Source organism: Bacillus sp. FSL R9-9410, from assembly GCF_038050385.1.
GTDB lineage: Bacteria > Bacillota > Bacilli > Bacillales > Bacillaceae_G > Bacillus_A > Bacillus_A cereus_U.
Genome location: NZ_JBBOTV010000002.1, coordinates 161211 through 181141, shown reverse-complemented (window position 1 = coordinate 181141; position 19931 = coordinate 161211). Strand labels below are relative to the sequence as shown.

Here is a 19931-nt window from a genome sequence, read left to right as displayed (position 1 = left end):
TATGTCAACAATTATTGATGTTTATGCTCGCGAAGTCCTTGACTCTCGTGGTAACCCAACTGTAGAAGTAGAAGTTTACACAGAAAGCGGCGCATTCGGACGCGCTATCGTACCAAGTGGTGCATCTACTGGTGAGCACGAAGCAGTAGAATTACGTGACGGTGACAAATCTCGTTACCTTGGTAAAGGTGTTATGAACGCAGTAAACAACGTTAACGAAGCAATCGCTCCAGAAATCGTTGGTTTCGACGTAACTGACCAAGCTGGTATCGACCGTGCTATGATCGAATTAGATGGCACTCCAAACAAAGGTAAACTAGGCGCTAACGCTATCCTTGGTGTATCTATGGCAGTAGCTCACGCAGCAGCTGACTTCGTAGGTCTTCCATTATACCGTTACCTTGGTGGATTCAATGCAAAACAATTACCAACTCCAATGATGAACATCATCAACGGTGGTTCTCACGCTGATAACAACGTTGATTTCCAAGAGTTCATGATCTTACCAGTTGGTGCTCCAACATTCAAAGAATCAATCCGTATGGGTGCTGAAGTATTCCATGCACTTAAAGCTGTATTACATGACAAAGGTCTTAACACTGCAGTAGGTGACGAAGGTGGATTCGCTCCAAACCTTGGTTCTAACCGTGAAGCATTAGAAGTAATCATCGAAGCTATCGAAAAAGCTGGTTACAAAGCTGGAGAGAACGTATTCTTAGGAATGGACGTTGCTTCTTCTGAGTTCTACAACAAAGAAACTGGTAAATATGACCTTGCAGGCGAAGGCCGTACTGGCTTAACTTCTGCAGAAATGGTTGATTTCTACGAAGAGCTTTGCAAAGACTTCCCAATCATCTCTATTGAAGATGGTCTAGACGAAAACGACTGGGATGGTCACAAATTATTAACTGAGCGTATCGGTGATAAAGTACAATTAGTTGGTGACGATTTATTCGTAACTAACACTCAAAAACTTGCTGAAGGTATCGAAAAAGGTATCTCTAACTCAATCTTAATTAAAGTTAACCAAATCGGTACTTTAACTGAGACTTTCGAAGCAATCGAAATGGCTAAACGTGCTGGTTACACAGCAGTTGTATCTCACCGTTCTGGTGAAACTGAAGATGCTACAATCGCTGACATCGCAGTTGCAACTAACGCTGGCCAAATCAAAACTGGTTCTATGAGCCGTACTGACCGTATTGCTAAGTACAACCAATTATTACGTATCGAAGACGAGCTAGGCGAAATCGCTGTTTACGCTGGTTTACAATCTTTTTACAATATCAAACGATAATTGTAGAAAATAACGACAGACCGTGAGAAATCACGGTCTGTTTTTTTTTGCTAAAATTGTTCGTCTGTCATAAGTGACATGAAGTATTTAAAGAAGAGATTATAATCAAAATCGATAGCAATTTGCTGCGAGGGCCGATTGGTGAATGGGCTTGATCCAACTAAAGAGCGGAAATCACCGATGCTTGCTCCTTGAGCGTAAGATTCGGTCATGACGGTAATTGGTGATTTGTAGTAGGTAAACATAGAAGTATCAAGTAAAGCTAATATCGGTATCGTGTCATGAAAAGGGCAGCCTTTTAATTGTGGTAAAATTTTTTTGTAATATCCATAGTAGTAATAATCGAATAGAGGTTTGACGAGAGAGGCCTTTCCTTTGGCCTCAATGTATTCAGCCATGTCAGGTGTAACGATGGAATACTGAGTTACATTTAACGGGTATATGTACATGTTAGATGCGGATTGTAATACAATGTTAGCCGCGATTGGATCACCATAAAAGTTCGCTTCTGATATGGGAGTTACATTACCTGGATGTAAAAAGGAACCACCCATTACATAATAAGATTTAATTTGCTGCATTAAGTTTTTACATAAAATAAATAAAACAGCTAGGGAAGTGAGTCGCCCTAAACTTACAATGACTAGTTCGTCTTTATACTGCTCGATAAGAGGGATAACTTCAAAGAAATTCTCCATTTCTCCGTTTTGTAACTTTTCATTTGGGATGATTGGCCCTAACCCTTCTTTACCGTGAATATTGGTAAAAAAAGCGGGTGGACCTCCATTGAGAGGACGGTCTGAACCACCAAATATTTTCATGTCTCTATTTCTTGATTTTTGTTTAAGAAAATGAGCATTTTGTACGGCCATTTCTTTTGGAACATTGCCGTAATCAGCGATAATCCCAACAATTTCAATTTCATCGATAAAGAATGCGAGGAGAAGGGCTATCGTATCGTCGATTCCAGGATCACAAAAAATGAGAACTTTTTTAGACATATGTTCACCACCTATCTTTATCCCGCATTAACGGGCAGTAAAAGCCCGATTGGTGAAGGCTAATAATCAGAGGGGGATGGACCCCCCTCTGATTAAAGTTTCACTTTATTTTATTGAAATAATAACCATCAAAATTCAGAAAATATAAACTTTACATATTAGGTCAAGGTTTTTGACGTAAATTATATTCAGAAACGCAGTCATATCAAGGGTGTAAGCGTATAATATAGTGAATTTTCGTTGTCGATTTGATAAATTGCAGGTTTTTACAATTTATACTATGATAAGGATATTAACAGAAGATCGTATAAACATGAGGGATGATGAACATGAAACTTACAAAGATTCTTGTCCAAATTGCTGCTCTTTATGTATTGTATATGGTTGGAAATTGGGTGCAAGAAATGTTGAATATTCCGATTCCAGGAAGTTTGATTGGGATGTTCCTCCTACTTGTTTTACTTAGCCTAAAAGTACTTCCAGTGAAATGGTTTGATTTAGGAGCAGAAACACTCGTTGCTATTATGCCGTTTTTATTAATTCCGCCAACGCTTGGCTTAATGAATTACGGTGCTTTTTTTATGAGTAAAGGAATTTCTCTTTTCATTACAGTTGTAGCGAGTACGTTTTTAATTATTATTGCCGCAGGACATACAGGACAATATCTTGCGAATAGAAAGGAAAAAGAGACACAATGAGCCAAATATTAATCGGAATCGGTTGGGTTCTTTTTACGGTGCTATTATATCAATTATCTAAAAAAATCTATAAATTATTTCCAACACCATTTACCATTCCAATGCTTGTTGCAACAGGATTAATGGCTTTCTTATTTATAATGCTTGATATACCATATCAAAATTATATGGAAAGTGGTGGTGGCTGGATTGCGAAGTTACTCGGACCAGGTGTTGTAGCATTTGCAATCCCCCTTTATAAACAACGTCATGTTCTGCAAAAATATGTTGTACCAATTGCTGGTGGGGTATTAGTAGGTACAACAGTTGCTATTGCAAGTGATTTGGCTATCGCCACACTTATGGGAACAGATAAAAGCTTAATTTTATCTTCTCTACCAAAATCAGTGACAATGCCAGTTGCGATGAGTGTATCTGAACAAGTTGGTGGTGTCCCGTCCTTAACAGCGGCCTTCGTCGTTATCGCAGGGATTACTGGAACGATTTCAGGACCAATTTTATTAAAATGGAGCCGTGTTACAAACTCAGTTGGTAAAGGGATTGGCTTTGGATGTGCATCTCATATTATGGGTGTTATGAGAGCGATGAAAAATAATGAGCATGAAGGTGTTATTGGATCGGTAACAATGACATTAACAGCAATTTTGACATGTTTGCTTGGACCGTTGTTCGCAATGATGTTCATGTAATAGAAGAAAAGCGAGAGCGATTCTATAGCTCTCGCTTTTCTATAGGATTTATGCTACATTTAAAATAACTGAATCTTTGTAGGAGGTACGCCAAGTGCATACGTTATTATCAGTTTTACTTATTGTTGTATCGATTTTAATGATTATTATGGTACTTATGCAGTCTAGTAATAGCTCAGGCCTTTCAGGCGCTATTTCAGGTGGTGCAGAGCAATTGTTTGGTAAGCAAAAAGCACGTGGAATTGAAGCGGTATTAAACCGTGTTACAGTTGTCTTAGCTGTATTATTCTTCGTACTAACAATTGGTGTTACGTACTTAAATTTATAAAAGTAAAAGAAGAAGCGTTAGCGGATTATGCTAATGGTTCTTCTTTTTTTGATTTGTTATTCAAAAAAAGTTTCTAATTAGATTATAGAATTATAAATATGGTACACTAAGAATAGAAAGAATACGACTAGATTACAGAAGAGAAAGAGGAGAAGTACATGATGAAATTAGCATCTCCGAAACCATTTACATTTGAAGGTGGAGACCGCGCTGTTTTATTATTACATGGATTCACAGGGAACTCAGCTGACGTACGCATGCTAGGGCGTTTCTTAGAGAAGAAAGGCTATACTTGTCATGCGCCAATTTATAAAGGACACGGCGTACCACCACAAGAGCTTGTTCGTACAGGCCCTGAAGACTGGTGGAAAGATGTAATGAATGCCTACCAGCATTTAAAAGATCAAGGTTACGAGAAAATAGCTGCGGTTGGATTATCATTAGGTGGAGTATTCTCATTAAAACTTGCTTATACATTACCGATTTTAGGTGTTGTACCAATGTGTGCACCGATGTACATTAAAAGTGAAGAAATTATGTACCAAGGTATATTGGCATATGCCCGCGAATATAAAAAGCGTGAGCAAAAATCACCAGAACGAATTGAGCAGGAAATGTTTGAATTTAAACAGACACCAATGAATACATTAAAAGCATTACAGGAGTTGATTCGTGACGTACGCAATAATGTTGATATGATTTATGCTCCAACATTCGTTGTACAAGCACGTCATGATGAGATGATTAATACAGATAGTGCTAACATTATTTATAACGGTGTAGAATCTACGTTAAAAGACATTAAATGGTATGAAGACTCTACGCATGTCATTACACTTGATAAAGAACGTGATGTGCTACATGAGGATGTATATAACTTCTTGGAGCAACTAGATTGGTAAGATCTAGTTGCCTCTTTTTTTCATAAGGGAATTTATTATCCCAATTGGTGTGGGCTAACAATCAGTGGGGAGGGACAAAACTCCACTGATTAAAGTTACACTTTATGGAAGCTGTAAAAAATCATTGGGAGATGATTAAAGTTTCACTTTATACATCCCCCATCTTTCGGATACACTAAATAATATAAGGGTTTAAAGGAGGTATTTCTGCTTGGAAGAAATCATGCAAGAACATATTGATAAGTTGTTATTATTTATGAGGGAAGAAGCGTATAAACCGTTAACGATACAAGAATTAGAAGCTGCATTTGGAATCGAAGGCTCTGAGGGCTTTAAAGATTTCGTAAAGGCACTTGTAATGATGGAGGAAAAGGGCCTTGTTATCCGCACACGTAGTAACCGCTACGGTCTTCCAGAAAAAATGAATTTAGTACGCGGTAAATTAATTGGGCACGCACGTGGTTTTGCGTTCGTCGTTCCAGAAGAGAAGAAAACAGGAGATGATGATCTTTTCATCCCGCCTACAGAATTAAATGGTGCACTTCATGGTGATACAGTATTAGCACGTGTTAGCGCGCAATCAAGTGGATCACGCCAAGAAGGCGCGATTGTTCGTATTTTAGAGCGTGGAACGAAGGAACTAGTTGGTACATATACAGAGTCAAAGAACTTTGGATTTGTTATACCTGATAATAAACGCTGGACAAGTGACATTTTTATCTTGAAAAGTGCATCTATGGGCGCTGTAGAAGGCCATAAAGTAGTTGTGAAAATTACGGGCTACCCAGAGAACCGTTTAAGCGCAGAAGGTGAAGTTATTCAAATTCTAGGTCATAAAAATGACCCAGGAGTAGATATTTTATCTGTCATTCATAAACATCATTTACCTTTAGCATTCCCTGAAGAAGTGATGGAACATGCAAACAGTGTACCAGAAACGATTTCAGAAGAAGATATAAAAGATCGCCGTGATTTACGTGATCAAATGATTGTTACAATTGATGGTGCGGATGCGAAAGACTTAGATGACGCTGTTACAGTAACGAAGCTTGAGAACGGTAACCATAAGCTTGGCGTTCATATTGCGGATGTAAGTCATTACGTTCAAGAAGGTTCTCCAATTGATGTTGAAGCAGCGGAGAGAGCAACGAGTGTATATCTTGTAGACCGTGTAATTCCGATGATTCCGCATCGTTTATCAAACGGTATTTGTTCATTAAATCCGAAAGTAGACCGTCTGACACTATCTTGTGAAATGGAAATCAACAATCTAGGTGATGTTGTAAAGCATGAGATTTTCCAAAGTGTAATTAAAACGACAGAGCGTATGACGTATGCTGACGTAAGAAGCATTTTAGAAGATGAAGACGAAGCGCTAATTGAACGTTACGAGCCGCTAGTACCAATGTTTAAAGAAATGGGGCAGTTAGCACAAATTTTACGTGAAAAACGTATGCGCCGTGGTGCGATTGACTTTGACTTTAAAGAAGCGAAAGTACTAGTAGATGAAGAAGGAAAACCGACTGATGTTGTAATGCGTGATCGTTCTGTATCAGAGAAGTTAATTGAAGAGTTTATGCTTGTTGCGAACGAAACAGTAGCAGAGCACTTCCACTGGATGAACGTACCATTTATGTACCGTGTCCATGAAGATCCGAAAGAAGATAAGCTTGAGCGTTTCTTCGAGTTTGTAACAAACTTCGGATATGCAGTAAAAGGACGTGCGAACGAAATACATCCTCGTGCGCTGCAACAAATTCTTGAAATGGTTCAAGGTCAGCCAGAAGAAGTAGTCATTTCAACAGTTATGCTTCGTTCTATGAAGCAAGCACGTTACGATTCGGACAGCTTAGGACATTTCGGTTTATCAACTGAGTTTTACACGCATTTCACATCGCCAATTCGTCGTTACCCAGATACGATTGTTCATAGATTGATTCGTGAATACATCATTAATGGTAAAGTAGACAACGAAACGCAAGCGAAATGGCGTGAAAACTTACCTGAGATTGCAGAGCACTCTTCTAATATGGAACGCCGCGCTGTTGAAGCTGAGCGTGAAACAGATGAAATGAAAAAAGCAGAGTATATGGTTGATAAGATCGGTGAAGAGTATGACGGTATGATTAGCTCTGTAACAAACTTCGGTTTATTCGTAGAGCTTCCAAATACAATTGAAGGTCTTGTACACGTTAGCTATTTAACAGATGATTACTACCGTTATGACGAAAAACATTTTGCGATGATTGGAGAACGTACAGGTAACGTATTCCGCATCGGTGACGAAATTACAATTCGTGTTATTAACGTAAATAAAGACGAGCGCGCAATCGACTTTGAAATCGTTGGCATGAAAGGCACACCTCGTCGCAAGTTCAAAGATCGTCCAGTTGTGATTGAACAGCCAAGAACAGGCAGAAAGAAACGCGGTGGACGTAGCGAGCGTAGTAATGAGCGCGGTGGTGAACGCGGCACAGGAAGAAAGTTTGATCGTGGTGGCCAAGGAAAAGGAAAAGCATCAGCATCAGCATCTGCATCTGCATCCACATCCGCTAGTCAGCCAGGGAAAAAAGATAGTAATAGTAATAGTAATGGTAAGAAGAAAAAAGGATTCTTTGAAAATATACCAGGATTCAAGAAGAAAAAGAAAAAGCGCAAGTAATAAAAGAGTGGCTTCGCCTCACATTCTGAGCGAGCCACTTTCGCTTTTTGTGGAATCCAGCTACAGTGGCTAGAATGTTTGGCGGCTTCGCTTCTTCCCAAGAGGCAAAGAGCGTCTCAAGGTCAGAAGCTCCATCCACCTCACATTCTGAGCGAGCCACTTTCGCTTTTTGTGGAATCCAGCTACAGTGGCTAGAATGTTTGGCGGCTTCGCTTCTTCCCAAGAGGCAAAGAGCGCCTCAAGGTCAGAAGCTCCATCCACCTCACATTCTGAGCGAGCCACTTTCGCTTTTTGTTAACATTTGTTACAATGGTAAAAATAGAGGAGGGACGTTATATGCCAAAAGGTACAGGTAAGGTTATTGCGCAAAATAAAAAGGCATTTCATGATTATTTCATCGAAGAAACATACGAAGTAGGGCTTGTCCTTCAAGGAACGGAAATTAAGTCGATTCGCGCTGGACGCGTGAACTTGAAAGATGCGTTTGCACGTATACATAACGGTGAAGTATGGGTTCATAATATGCATATTAGTACATATGAACAAGGGAATCGTTTCAATCACGATCCGCTACGTACAAGAAAGTTACTTCTTCATAAAAAAGAAATTGATAAGCTAGCAGGTTATGCAAAAGAAACAGGATATGCATTAGTTCCAGTTAGAATCTATTTGAAAAATGGATTTGCGAAAATGGCACTTGGTTTAGCGAAAGGTAAGAAGCAATATGATAAGCGTAACGATTTAAAAGAGAAAGAAGCAAAACGTGAAATTGCACGCGTGTTCCGTGATCGTCAAAAGATGTAATACAGATATTTACATTTGTAAAACGGCGCGCGTATGATATAATAACCTATGTAAGATTGTTGCACATTGAAAAACAGCTCTTAGTAGCTATCACGATATTTCTTCGTATGCTCCATTTTTATCATGGGGACGTTACGGATTCGACAGGGATAGTTCGAGCTTAGGTTGCGAGTCGAGGGGATCGGCCTCGTTAAAACGTCAAAGCCTATAATTGGCAAACAAAACAATCTTTCTTTAGCTGCTTAATTGCACTAAAGGTTCCTCCCTCCATCGTCCATGTGGTAGGGTAAGGGACTCAAACTAAGTGGACTACGCCGGAGTTCGCCGTCTGAGGGCGAAGGAAGAGAACAATCAGACTAGCAACTTGGAAGCCTGTCGATAGGCCGAAGAGTTCGCGAAATGCTAATATATCGACTACACTCGTAGAAGCTTAAGCGCCGATATTTTTGGACGTGGGTTCGACTCCCACCGTCTCCACCAATACATATTTGGTGGTTTTTTTATTTTATATGATATGAACCATAAGTTTGCCGGTTTGGCAAGCTTATGGTTCTTTTTGTTTGCGGCAAAGTTATGCTTCCAGGATTTGAAGAATATTTTCAATGTCGCTTTTAAATAAAGTTACGGTGTTTATAAAAAAGACGCGATGTTTTGTCCTTTTGGATCTGTTCCCCCTATGTTTAATTCTCTTTTTATTCTCCTTATCTAACAAATTAACGTACTCTATACCACAGGATATATACATAAATATCGATAAGATCAATTGAATATTCAGTTTTTAATATCGGTAAAAACAAAATTTTATTAGGAAGAAGACCGTTTTTTCATTTTGTGGTTTTATAAAATGCTTAAGTTGATAGGGATGGGGCGGTGCCCTTGAAACAGAAACCGAAGAAATAGTTATTGATGATAAACATAAACAGGTAGATACTATAGCTGCCCTTAATGATTAAATAATATGTATTTAAATCTTCATATATTTTGTGTTTTTATCCATATCTATTGTAAGATTGTATAGAGTTCTCCTAATAAGCTGTTATAATGACTTTTTTAGGAATTTAATAGTTATAAATCTTAAATTATTTTTTTGAGATAATTTTTTATCTAACTAAGTTATATTGAAGTAGAGGTGAACCATCGGTGAAGCAGGTGTTAGTAATTAAGAATGAACGGTCTTTTGCAAAGAAAATCGTAAGCGGTCTAACGCAAGAGGGCTATTTCATTTTAAAACTTCACAATGAAAACCAAGGTTTAAATATAGTATATGAACAAGATTGGGATATTATCATATTGGATTGGGATTCATTAAGTATATCGGGGCCAGAAATTTGTAGACAAATACGACTTGTTAAAACGACACCGATAATTATTGTGACCGGCAATATTTCTAGCAAGGATTGCATAGCAGGGCTACAAGCAGGAGCAGATGATTATATTAGAAAACCATTTGTGAAAGAAGAATTAGTAGCAAGGGTTCAAGCTATTTTAAGGAGAAGTGACTGTATCCAGCAAAATGAGACAAACTTTTTTCAGTTTAAAGATCTCTTTGTTGATGCATCTAGCAATATTGTGAAAAAGGGTAGTAAAAATCTCACGCTTACTAAGCGCGAGTACGATTTACTTGTATTTTTGATCAAGAATAAAAATACAATATTGAGCCGTGAAATGCTTTTGAACCAGGTTTGGGGATTTAACGTAGTAGTAAATCCAAATGTAGTAGACTTATATATTGGGTACGTAAGAAAAAAGTTAAAGTGCGAGAAGAAAGATAGATATATTCAAACGATACATGGCAGGGGCTATTCAATGATTGAATGATAAAAATAAGATAATAGGTAAAGTACAGTTTGTCATAATAATCAATATCTAGCATAATAGAAAAAACGAGTAAAACTGTTTCATTCAGTTTTACTCGTTTTTTCTATTAAATCTGATAATCAAATAGTTTCTGAGAAATATTAAAAGATGGAAACTATAAAAAGAATATTTCTGTCAGGCAATGGATTATGAAAATAGTAGCTATTAATGGGCGTGTTTTGTAGGAGAAATCATGGGTTATAAGGTGCCCATCTATTGATTAGTGTGGAGGGACGACTCTAGCGCGCATTAGTTGAGACCGTATCCAATGAAAGTGCCTACTCGAAAAGAAAATCAATATTCTTTGTAAAATAAAGGTTAATCAACACGCCTGACTTCACGTATTACTTTTTGTATACAAAGTATGCTTAATTCTATTAACTCCCACCATTCACAAGATTTTCACAGAATTAATGACTATACTAATTAACAGGATATTCAAATGAAAATGATTATCAATATTGGTTTAGGTGAACAGCAGTTACTATCTAATTCAATTTATGGACGTCATCATTTTCGAAATAAATTACACTATAAGGAGTATACGTATGAAAAAAACTATGCTTTTAAAATTAGTAAGTATTCTAGCAATTTTCACTTTAATGTTAGTAGCTTGCTCAGATTCAAGTAAGGAAACTTCGAAAGCTAATAAAGGTGATAGTAGTGATAAGCCAAAAACAGTTGAAATCACTGATGCACATGGAACTGTTAAAGTCCCTGTAAATCCAAAAAATGTAGTTGCTTTGGATAATAGAACTTTTGAAACTTTAGCTGATTGGGGAATTAAATTGGCGGCTGCTCCAAAGGATGTAATGCCTGCAGATTCAGCATATGTAAAGGATAGTAAAGTTCAAAATATCGGAAATCACCGCGAACCAAATCTTGAAATTATTGCAGCGGCAAACCCTGAACTTGTAATCGTTGGTCAAAGATTTGCTGGCCATTACGAAGAGATCAAAAAATTAGTGCCAAATGCAGCTGTTATTGATCTTAATGTTGATGTTTCTGAGAAAGCTACTAAGCCTGGAGAAAACTTAGTAAAAGGACTTAAAGATTCTACAATTTCTTTAGGAAAAATCTTTGATAAAGATAAAGAAGCTAAAAAATTAGTAGCTGATTTTGATAAATCTATTGAAAATGTAAAATCTGCTTATAATGGAAAAGATAAAGTTATGAGTGTTATCGTTACTGGTGGGAATATTGGTTTTGCTGCTCCTCACTCTGGTCGCGTTTGGGGACCAATGTATGAGATTTTCGGTTGGACTCCAGCACTAGAAGTGTCTAATTCTACTGCAGGTCATAAAGGTGATGACGTTTCTGTTGAAGCTATTGCACAAACAAATCCTGATTGGCTTTTCGTATTAGATCGTGATGCTGCAACATCTGATGCTGCTACTTCAGCTCCTGCTCAGGATGTTATTTCTAAATCACCTGCTCTTCAAAACACAACTGCTGTTTCTAAAAAACAAGTTATTTATGCACCAGCAGATACTTACACAAATGAATCAATTGAGACTTATATAGAGTTGTTTGGAAATATTGCAAAAACTTTAGCTAAGTAGTGTAAAGGAGTACGAAACAGTGTCAAAAAATATGATTTCTAGGGTTGAGAATATTTCTCAACCCCAGTTTTATAATCACAATAAAATATGGACAAAACCTTTTATAATAGCGATTATAGTTGTTATAATTTTAGGGATTATATCACTGTTTACTGGAGTTTATGATATACGTGGACAAGAGGACGGAATGGAGATGTTTTTCATAACTCGTGTTCCGAGAACGGTTGCATTAATGCTTACTGGAGCTGCAATGGCGATGGCAGGGCTCGTAATGCAACTCATTACACAAAATCGTTTTGTTGAACCTACTACAACGGGGACTATTGAATGGTCAGGCTTAGGCCTGCTTTTTGTATATTTATTATTTCCTGCCCCGACTTTAGTTCAAAGAATGACTGGTGCAATCATTTTTTCTTTTATAGGAACTATGATTTTCTTTTTATTTTTAAGAAGAGTTAAACTTCGTTCGTCTTTAATTGTCCCGATTATTGGATTAATGCTTGGAGCAGTTATTTCTGCAGTATCTACTTTTTTGGGACTCCTTTTTCAAATGACGCAAAGTATTGAAACTTGGTTCGTAGGTTCATTTGCTACCGTTCAGGTGGGAAGATATGAATATTTATGGCTGATTGTTATCATTACTGTGCTTATTTTTATGTATGCTAATAGATTGACTTTAGCTGGACTAGGAGAAGATGTCGCAACAAGCCTTGGAGTTAACTACAATAGAATTGTTCTTTTTGGGACTGGCCTTATCTCTGTTGCAGTTGGAATTGTTGCAGCTGTTATTGGAAACTTACCTTTCTTAGGATTAATTGTTCCAAACATTGTTTCAATGTTTAGAGGGGATGATCTTAGGAGTAATTTACCTTGGGTATGTGTGATCGGAATGGGGACAATAACTACCTGTGACATCATTTCTCGAACAATTATAAAGCCTTTTGAAGTACCTGTTTCTTTAATACTTGCAACAGTGGGAGCAGTCGTGTTTATTACTATTTTATTGAGAAAAAGAAAACCAAGGAGGCTGCGATGATCACATTAGACTATAGAAATAAAGAAAATGTCGAAATCGATTCTAGCCTTCATAATGAAAGTAGATCAGCTAGCGCTTTTCGTTCTAAGAAGGAAGCAAGACGTTATTGGATTGTACTGATAACATTGATCGCTTTAGGCCTCCTTTCTTCATATGGACTTTTAGTTTATAACAATCCAGTGCCGATAGATTCACCTTCTTTTATCCCAGTTGTTAAGAGAAGGATAGTAGCTATTGTTGCGATGATTATTGCTGCTGTTTGCCATAGCTTGTCGACAGTTGCTTTCCAATCTATTACGAACAATAAGATTATTACTCCTTCGCTTCTAGGTTTCGAATCACTTTATTCAGCAATACATACGAGCACAATATTCTTCTTTGGTGCTAGTGCATTAATAAACTTTAATGGAATTGGGTCATTTTTATTCCAAGTTGTTGTTATGGTCTTCATGAGTTTGATACTTTATGGATGGTTGCTTTCCGGTAAATATGGGAATTTACAACTTATGCTTTTAGTTGGAATTATTATTGGTACTGGACTAAATTCTGTATCAACTTTCATGAGAAAGCTACTTGCACCTTCAGAGTTTGATATTTTACAAGCGAAATTATTTGGTTCTGTTAACCATGCAGACCCTGCATATTTTCCTATTGTAATTCCTATGATCATAATTGTAGCAGTATTAATTTTTACTCATTCTAAGAAGTTGAATATTTTATCACTAGGAAAGGATGTTTCTACTTCTTTTGGAGTTAAATATCAACCTAGTGTAATTTATACGCTTGTATTAGTTGCTATTTTGATGTCCATTTCAACAGCTCTGATTGGACCACTTACTTTCTACGGATTTTTAGTGGCAACTTTGAGTTATCAAGCGGCGTCAACTTATGATCATAGATATATTTTCCCAATGGCTTTTGCTATAGGATTTTTGATAATGACGAGTGCATACTTTTTAATGTATCATGTATTCCATGCTCAAGGTGTAGTTTCAGTTATTATTGAATTATTTGGTGGAATAGTATTCTTAACTATAGTTTTAAGGAAGAGGGCTTTATGATAAAAATTGATAATGTTAAAAAGTTCTATACTGATAAGGTAAAAATAGGACCTTTGGATATTGAAATACCAAAAGCGGGCTTTACTTCTTTAATTGGACCAAATGGCGCTGGAAAGTCCACGACACTTTTGATGATTGGAAGACTCTTAGATATGGATGAAGGTCAAATTCAGGTAGCAAACATGGATGTTTCTGAATCCAAATCAAAAGACCTAGCGAAAATTTTGACTATATTGCGACAAGAAAATCATTTTGAAACTAGGCTTACTATTAGACAGCTAGTTGGATTTGGGCGCTTTCCTTATTCAAAGGGAAGATTAACTAAAGAAGATGAAGTTATTATTTCTAAATATATCGATTTCTTGCATTTAACTAATTTAGAGAATAGATATTTAGATGAGCTTTCTGGTGGTCAAAGACAAAGGGCATATGTAGCGATGGTATTGTGCCAAGAGACTGAATATGTACTTTTAGACGAGCCTCTGAACAACCTTGATGTTGCTCGTTCTGTTCAAATGATGGAGCATTTGAGACGGGCGGCTAATGAATTTGGAAGAACAATTTTGACTGTTATGCATGACATAAATTTTGCAGCCAAATATTCTGATAAAATTTGTGCTATGAAAGATGGACAAATTGCTGCTTTTGGAACAGTAGAAGAGGTTATGGACCCAGAAATTTTGACAGATATTTTTGAAACAAAAATAGAAATTATCAATGGTCCTTATGGGCCAATCGCTGTTTATTAGTTACAAAATGTAAAAAAGAAGCAGCTCAAAAATGAGTATGCCAAAAAGACTAATAGAAAATCAAATTGTATACTGTAGCTTACGTAAATCATAACAGCTACTCTAGTTGAAGTTGCTGTCTGTATTTTATAGGCAGCAGCTTTTTTTTATGCGATTTCCCATGATCACTCTTAATGCTTCTGGCTGCTCGTAACAGTCCCATAGGTACTTCATTCCTTCCAGTCCTGCGACGCTTCCAACAATAAACTTGTAAATTACTCATGAAATGCAAAGGAACGCTTCGTATTTTCAAGTATTTACCAAACGGAAAATTTATCTCTGTATAACTTTTTATAAGAATTCAGCTTGTTTTTTTTGTATGTAATATTGCATATAAGAGTGTATTGATAAAAGTGTAAGGGGTCACTATAATGAGGGCATAAAGATAAATCACATTTTCGTAGCAATAAAAAAGGAGGAAATAATATGGAAATCGCAATGGCAGTTTTGAAATTTGTAGGTGGCGTAATCCCGTTAATTCAAGAACTTTTGAAAGCATTTATGTAGGTTTATTAGTTAGCTAGCATTTATCAATCATTATCATATCTTACTAAAAAAAGAACGGGGTGATTTTTCTGAATATTAAGAAAATAATTAAAAGAAGAAAGTTCCTTGCGTGTTTATTAGTTAGTCTATGCACTATTAATTATTCATCTATTTCCTTCGCAGAAACACAAGTAGGTAATGCAACTGATGTAACCAAAAATGCTAGTGGCATTGATACTGGTATAGCAAATCTTAAATATAATAATCAAGAGGTTTTAGCTGTAAATGGTGATAAAGTAGAGAGTTTTGTTCCGAAAGAAAGTATCAATTCAAATGGTAAATTTGTAGTAGTGGAACGCGAGAAAAAATCACTTACAACTTCACCAGTCGATATTTCGATTATTGATTCTGTGGTGAATCGTACGTATCCAGGAGCGGTACAACTTGCAAATAAAGCTTTTGCAGACAATCAACCGAGTTTATTAGTGGCTAAGAGAAAGCCTTTGAATATTAGTATAGACTTACCTGGCATGAGAAAAGAAAATACAATTACTGTCCAAAATCCGACATATGGTAATGTGGCTGGAGCAGTAGATGATTTAGTATCTACTTGGAATGAAAAGTATTCTAAAACACATACGTTACCTGCAAGAATGCAGTATACAGAATCTATGGTTTATAGTAAATCACAAATCGCAAGTGCCCTTAACGTTAACGCTAAATATCTTGATAACAGTCTAAATATTGATTTTAATGCGATTGCAAATGGAGAGAAAAAAGTGATGGTAGCGGCATATAAGCAAATATTTTATACCGTAAGTGCTGAACTACCTAACAATCCATCCGACCTTTTTGATAATAGTGTTACTTTTGGTGAGTTAACTCGTAAAGGTGTAAGTAATTCGGCCCCACCTGTTATGGTCTCAAATGTAGCTTATGGTAGAACTGTTTATGTAAAATTAGAAACAACATCTAAGAGCAAAGATGTACAAGCTGCTTTTAAAGCCTTACTTAAGAATAACAGCGTCGAAACGAATGGACAGTACAAAGATATTTTTGAAGAAAGTACCTTTACTGCTGTAGTATTAGGCGGAGATGCGAAAGAGCATAACAAGGTTGTTACTAAAGATTTCAATGAAATCCGAAATATCATTAAAGATAATGCTGAATTAAGTCTTAAAAATCCAGCATACCCAATTTCATATACAAGTACTTTTTTAAAAGATAATGCAACTGCTGCTGTTCATAACAATACAGATTATATCGAGACGACAACTACAGAATATTCAAGTGCTAAAATGACACTGGATCATTACGGTGCTTACGTTGCGCAATTTGATGTATCTTGGGATGAATTCACATTTGATCAAAATGGTAAAGAAGTACTAACACATAAAACATGGGATGGTAGCGGCAAAGACAAAACGGCTCATTACTCTACAGTTATCCCTCTTCCACCAAATTCAAAAAATATAAAAATCGTAGCAAGAGAATGTACTGGTCTTGCATGGGAATGGTGGAGAACAATTATTAATGAACAAAATGTTCCATTAACAAATGAAATAAAAGTTTCAATTGGAGGAACAACATTATACCCAACTGCTAGTATTAGTCATTAGGTATAAAAAGGCGCCCTGTAAGCAGGGCGCTTTTTTACTTAGTCACAAATTTTACTCTTTCCAAAACTGTTCCAATAGAATGACAAGCATGGTACCCACAAGTAATCCATTACTTAAAACATATTGTAAGGAAGAAGGAATTCCGCTAAATGCACTTTCTGGAAGAAACATTATTCCCAAACTGATTAATAATGAAATTCCTAATATAGTTAATCGGCGTTGATTTAATTCTTCACGTAAAATGGATTGAAATGAAATGCCTATTACTTGGACAAATGTTGCTAAAAGTGCGGCATTAGCAATAGGACCTGGTAGCAAGGATATAAAGCTTACAATGAAGGGAATAAAAGAAATTCCTGCTAATATGAGGCTTGCTATAAGGAATGACTTCACTTTTCTTTGTCCTGTTAGTTGAATAAATCCTGCTGATGCAGGTAATGGTACAATTCCAATTGTAGAGAACAACGACGAGATAACATGTGATATACCTCCGACCCATACACCACGGTTCAGTGTTTGCTTTTCATTTTCTTTAGATAACGGAGCCACTTGTTTTACAGCCGAAATAGCAGCAATCGTATTTGCAACTAAAAGAAATGTAAATAAAGTTGCAGTTAGAGCCATTCCGATATCGAATCTAGGTGTGCCCCAAGAAAATAGCTCTGGTAACTTAACTAACGGCGTGTGTGAAGGCATATGAGATGATTTTCCTAATACAGCATACAAAAGCCAACCACATGAAATTCCAAGTAACACAGCGTAACTTTTTATCCATCCTTTCCCTTTAATTGATAAGAAAGTAATAAGGGTAAAAACAAAGAGCGCAATAGTAGCCGTTGTATAATCAGGATGAGTTACAGCTCCTTGTAATCCCAGCATTCCTTTTAGTAACACACCACTAAGCTGAAGAGATAATATTAAAAGAAAAGTGCCTGTAACCAAGGGTGTAAATAAACGTAGAATTCGATGCACAAGCCCTGTTATACCAAGGACGAAGAGTAATATACCTGCAATAATTAATCCGCCTTCTAAAAGTTGTAATACATCCTTTGCACTTTGTCCCTGATGCATAGCGACTTGTCCCAATATGACAAATATACTTACCCATGAACCGGCTGGCCCATCCGCTATGGGATAGCGATGCCCAAGCCATGCTTGTATAAATGAACTTACTCCTACAACTAAAAAAGTTCGTTGCATTAATGTTGAGATATCTTCTATTGATAAATGGAATATGCCACCAATAATGATAGGCAATGCAATTGCATTTGCTAATAAAAACACAAACCACTGTAGAATACTAAAGCTCGTATCAAAGTATTTTTTATTCATATTATTCTCCCTTGTATAAAAAGAATCTCATAATAAAAATCCATCCTTTCTATACAGTTAGATTAAAAAGGATGGATTTTTTAAATCTATAAAATTATTTTAGTTATATAGATAGGTTTCTCGATTAATTACCATGTACGGAATGGTAAGAATTTCCCGTTAAGTGTAATAACGATACGAGGATCGCCACCTTTTGGATCTTCTTGTGTGTCCACACCTAGATTGAAATTAATTGCACTCATTACACCTTCGCCAGCTTTTTCTAGGATTAATTCTCTAAGAGTTGGTGCGTATTGTAACATCATTTCATATAATCGATATAAGATTGGGTCAGTAGGAGGCATTTGCATTACTTGACCTCTAAGTGGAACTACTGTTAATGCTTGAACTACTTCTTCATCTAATTCTAATAGTTTACCGATTTTTTCTGCTTCTGAACGTGTCATTGTAGCTTGTCCTAATAACGCTGTTACAACCCAAGTCTCAGAGTTTTCACTTACCTTTGAAATTTCTTCCCATGTTAAACCTTTTGCAATTTTTGCTTCCATAATTTTTTGCGTAGCTTCTTGTCTATTCATATCTAATAACTTCCTTCCATTTAAGTAATAATAATTAATTTTTCATACCATTTAATGCTTTATATCCATCAACTACTAAATCTAATTTACCTGTGTGAGGATCAATAACTAAACCATGTACAGGAACATCTTTTGGAATAAGTGGATGATTTCTTACTAAATCAACATTAGCTTGAGTTGAATCGCAGACATCATCGAATCCAAATAACCATTTTTTAAGGTCAACACCAGCATATTCAATCGCTGATAAAATTTCTGGTGAAGCTACTCCACGATCTAATATTTTTTGAAGTGTTCCTTTTGGATTAGTTTGACTCGCACCACATCTATGGTGTCCGATAAGGAAGATTTCATCTGCATTTAAATCATATACTGATGCTACAACACTTTGCATAACACTATCGAAAGGAGAAGCAATCTTACCACCTGCATTTCTGATAACTTTTGCATCACCATCGTGTATATCTAAAGCTTTTGGAAGTAGCTCAATTAAACGAGCATCCATGCAAGAAACAACAACCATACGTTTTTGAGGCATTTTTGTCGCTTCACGAGGAGCGTATTCCTTATTTTCTACAAATTGTTCATTGTGCTCTAAAATTTCTTGTAATAACATATTTGTAACCTCCTTTAAATCTAGATGTATTTTTTTGTTGCGTCCTCTGTGTTATAAGTGAATATAACTGATAAATAATGTGATGTAAGAGGATAAACTAAGTATAGTGAATTGTATCGATAAGCAGAATAAGTTGGCGAAACACTTTCTGGCTTTCTACTTTCACGGTGAAAGGATTGGTTTATATCATTGATCAAACAGATTTTGAGATACTGAAATTATTAGGAGAGAACTCAAGAATACAATGGAAAGAACTTGGTCAAAAAATACACATGACGGGGCAGGCTGTAGGAAATCGAATTCGAAGATTAGAGGATTTAGGGATTATTGAGCAATATACAATTGCAATAAACCGAATCAAATTAGGACAAATAGTGACTGCATTTGTTACTTTGTTTGTAACAACAGCTAATCATCAAGAGTTTATGAATTTCTTTCAAGGAGAAGAAGGAATTTCTGAAGTGCATCGTATAAGTGGTGAGGGATGTTATCTATTAAAAACACATTTTGCTTCTAATGAAGAATTGGATAACTTTCTGGGGAGACTATTAAAGTATGGGAATTATCGTGTTAACCTATCGATAGGAAAGTTAAAATAAGATTTCTTTTTTTGAG

The 19931-nt window shown here is 36.4% G+C and carries 18 protein-coding genes and 1 other RNA gene; 15 read left to right on the top strand and 4 right to left on the bottom strand.

Annotated elements, in window-relative coordinates:
- Position 1 precedes the first annotated feature (1 nt).
- Complete coding sequence (gene eno, locus MKX77_RS24910; RefSeq protein ID WP_002112796.1) at positions 2-1297, top strand: phosphopyruvate hydratase; 1296 nt, start codon at positions 2-4, stop codon at positions 1295-1297.
- 50 nt (positions 1298-1347) lie between these two features.
- Here eno and MKX77_RS24905 read toward each other — a convergent pair whose 3' ends face one another.
- Positions 1348-2298, bottom strand: a complete 951-nt coding sequence (locus tag MKX77_RS24905; protein WP_341308075.1) for a nucleoside hydrolase — start codon at positions 2296-2298, stop codon at positions 1348-1350.
- Between the two features lie 320 nt (positions 2299-2618).
- On the opposite strand from MKX77_RS24905, the gene MKX77_RS24900 reads away from it, so the two are divergent.
- From MKX77_RS24900 to alo, 13 genes are all read left to right on the top strand, one after another.
- Positions 2619-2996, top strand: coding sequence for a CidA/LrgA family holin-like protein (locus MKX77_RS24900; RefSeq protein ID WP_341308074.1), 378 nt, complete (start codon positions 2619-2621; stop codon positions 2994-2996).
- Entirely contained in the window at positions 2993-3685 is a 693-nt protein-coding gene (locus MKX77_RS24895) for an LrgB family protein (RefSeq protein ID WP_144506580.1), read from the top strand. The genes MKX77_RS24900 and MKX77_RS24895 overlap by 4 nt, the downstream gene beginning before the upstream one ends.
- A gap of 94 nt (positions 3686-3779) precedes the next feature.
- Positions 3780-4013 carry a preprotein translocase subunit SecG gene (secG, locus tag MKX77_RS24890; protein ID WP_215554686.1) on the top strand — a complete coding sequence of 78 codons (234 nt, stop codon included), beginning with the start codon at positions 3780-3782 and terminating at the stop codon, positions 4011-4013.
- A gap of 161 nt (positions 4014-4174) precedes the next feature.
- Positions 4175-4915: an alpha/beta hydrolase gene (locus MKX77_RS24885; protein ID WP_215556651.1), complete on the top strand. Its 741-nt coding sequence runs from the start codon at positions 4175-4177 to the stop codon at positions 4913-4915.
- 223 nt (positions 4916-5138) lie between these two features.
- Positions 5139-7577 (top strand): ribonuclease R, encoded by a 2439-nt coding sequence (gene rnr, locus MKX77_RS24880; protein WP_445819123.1) that lies wholly within the window; start codon positions 5139-5141, stop codon positions 7575-7577.
- A gap of 336 nt (positions 7578-7913) precedes the next feature.
- A complete protein-coding gene (smpB, locus tag MKX77_RS24875; protein ID WP_193656010.1) occupies positions 7914-8381 on the top strand; it encodes an SsrA-binding protein in 468 nt (155 codons plus the stop codon).
- A 125-nt stretch (positions 8382-8506) separates the two neighbouring features.
- Positions 8507-8861: a transfer-messenger RNA gene (ssrA, locus tag MKX77_RS24870) on the top strand.
- Positions 8862-9521: 660 nt separating this feature from the next.
- Complete coding sequence (locus MKX77_RS24865; RefSeq protein WP_341308072.1) at positions 9522-10199, top strand: response regulator transcription factor; 678 nt, start codon at positions 9522-9524, stop codon at positions 10197-10199.
- Between the two features lie 587 nt (positions 10200-10786).
- A complete protein-coding gene (locus tag MKX77_RS24860) occupies positions 10787-11800 on the top strand; it encodes a siderophore ABC transporter substrate-binding protein (protein WP_044439325.1) in 1014 nt (337 codons plus the stop codon).
- A 19-nt stretch (positions 11801-11819) separates the two neighbouring features.
- Positions 11820-12836 (top strand): ABC transporter permease, encoded by a 1017-nt coding sequence (locus MKX77_RS24855; protein ID WP_341308071.1) that lies wholly within the window; start codon positions 11820-11822, stop codon positions 12834-12836.
- Complete coding sequence (locus MKX77_RS24850) at positions 12833-13897, top strand: iron chelate uptake ABC transporter family permease subunit (RefSeq protein WP_085312766.1); 1065 nt, start codon at positions 12833-12835, stop codon at positions 13895-13897. The genes MKX77_RS24855 and MKX77_RS24850 overlap by 4 nt, the downstream gene beginning before the upstream one ends.
- Positions 13894-14646, top strand: coding sequence for an iron ABC transporter ATP-binding protein (locus tag MKX77_RS24845; protein WP_341308070.1), 753 nt, complete (start codon positions 13894-13896; stop codon positions 14644-14646). Before MKX77_RS24850 ends, MKX77_RS24845 begins: the two co-directional genes overlap by 4 nt.
- A gap of 605 nt (positions 14647-15251) precedes the next feature.
- A complete protein-coding gene (gene alo, locus MKX77_RS24840) occupies positions 15252-16790 on the top strand; it encodes an anthrolysin O/cereolysin O family cholesterol-dependent cytolysin Alo (RefSeq protein ID WP_341308069.1) in 1539 nt (512 codons plus the stop codon).
- A gap of 51 nt (positions 16791-16841) precedes the next feature.
- Here alo and MKX77_RS24835 read toward each other — a convergent pair whose 3' ends face one another.
- From MKX77_RS24835 to MKX77_RS24825, 3 genes are all read right to left on the bottom strand, one after another.
- Entirely contained in the window at positions 16842-18122 is a 1281-nt protein-coding gene (locus MKX77_RS24835) for a purine/pyrimidine permease (protein WP_215554681.1), read from the bottom strand.
- A gap of 128 nt (positions 18123-18250) precedes the next feature.
- A complete protein-coding gene (gene cynS, locus MKX77_RS24830) occupies positions 18251-18700 on the bottom strand; it encodes a cyanase (RefSeq protein ID WP_002159925.1) in 450 nt (149 codons plus the stop codon).
- Between the two features lie 34 nt (positions 18701-18734).
- A complete protein-coding gene (locus MKX77_RS24825; protein ID WP_215554680.1) occupies positions 18735-19316 on the bottom strand; it encodes a beta-class carbonic anhydrase in 582 nt (193 codons plus the stop codon).
- 167 nt (positions 19317-19483) lie between these two features.
- On the opposite strand from MKX77_RS24825, the gene MKX77_RS24820 reads away from it, so the two are divergent.
- Positions 19484-19915, top strand: coding sequence for an Lrp/AsnC family transcriptional regulator (locus MKX77_RS24820; protein WP_002068214.1), 432 nt, complete (start codon positions 19484-19486; stop codon positions 19913-19915).
- Positions 19916-19931: the final 16 nt, after the last annotated feature.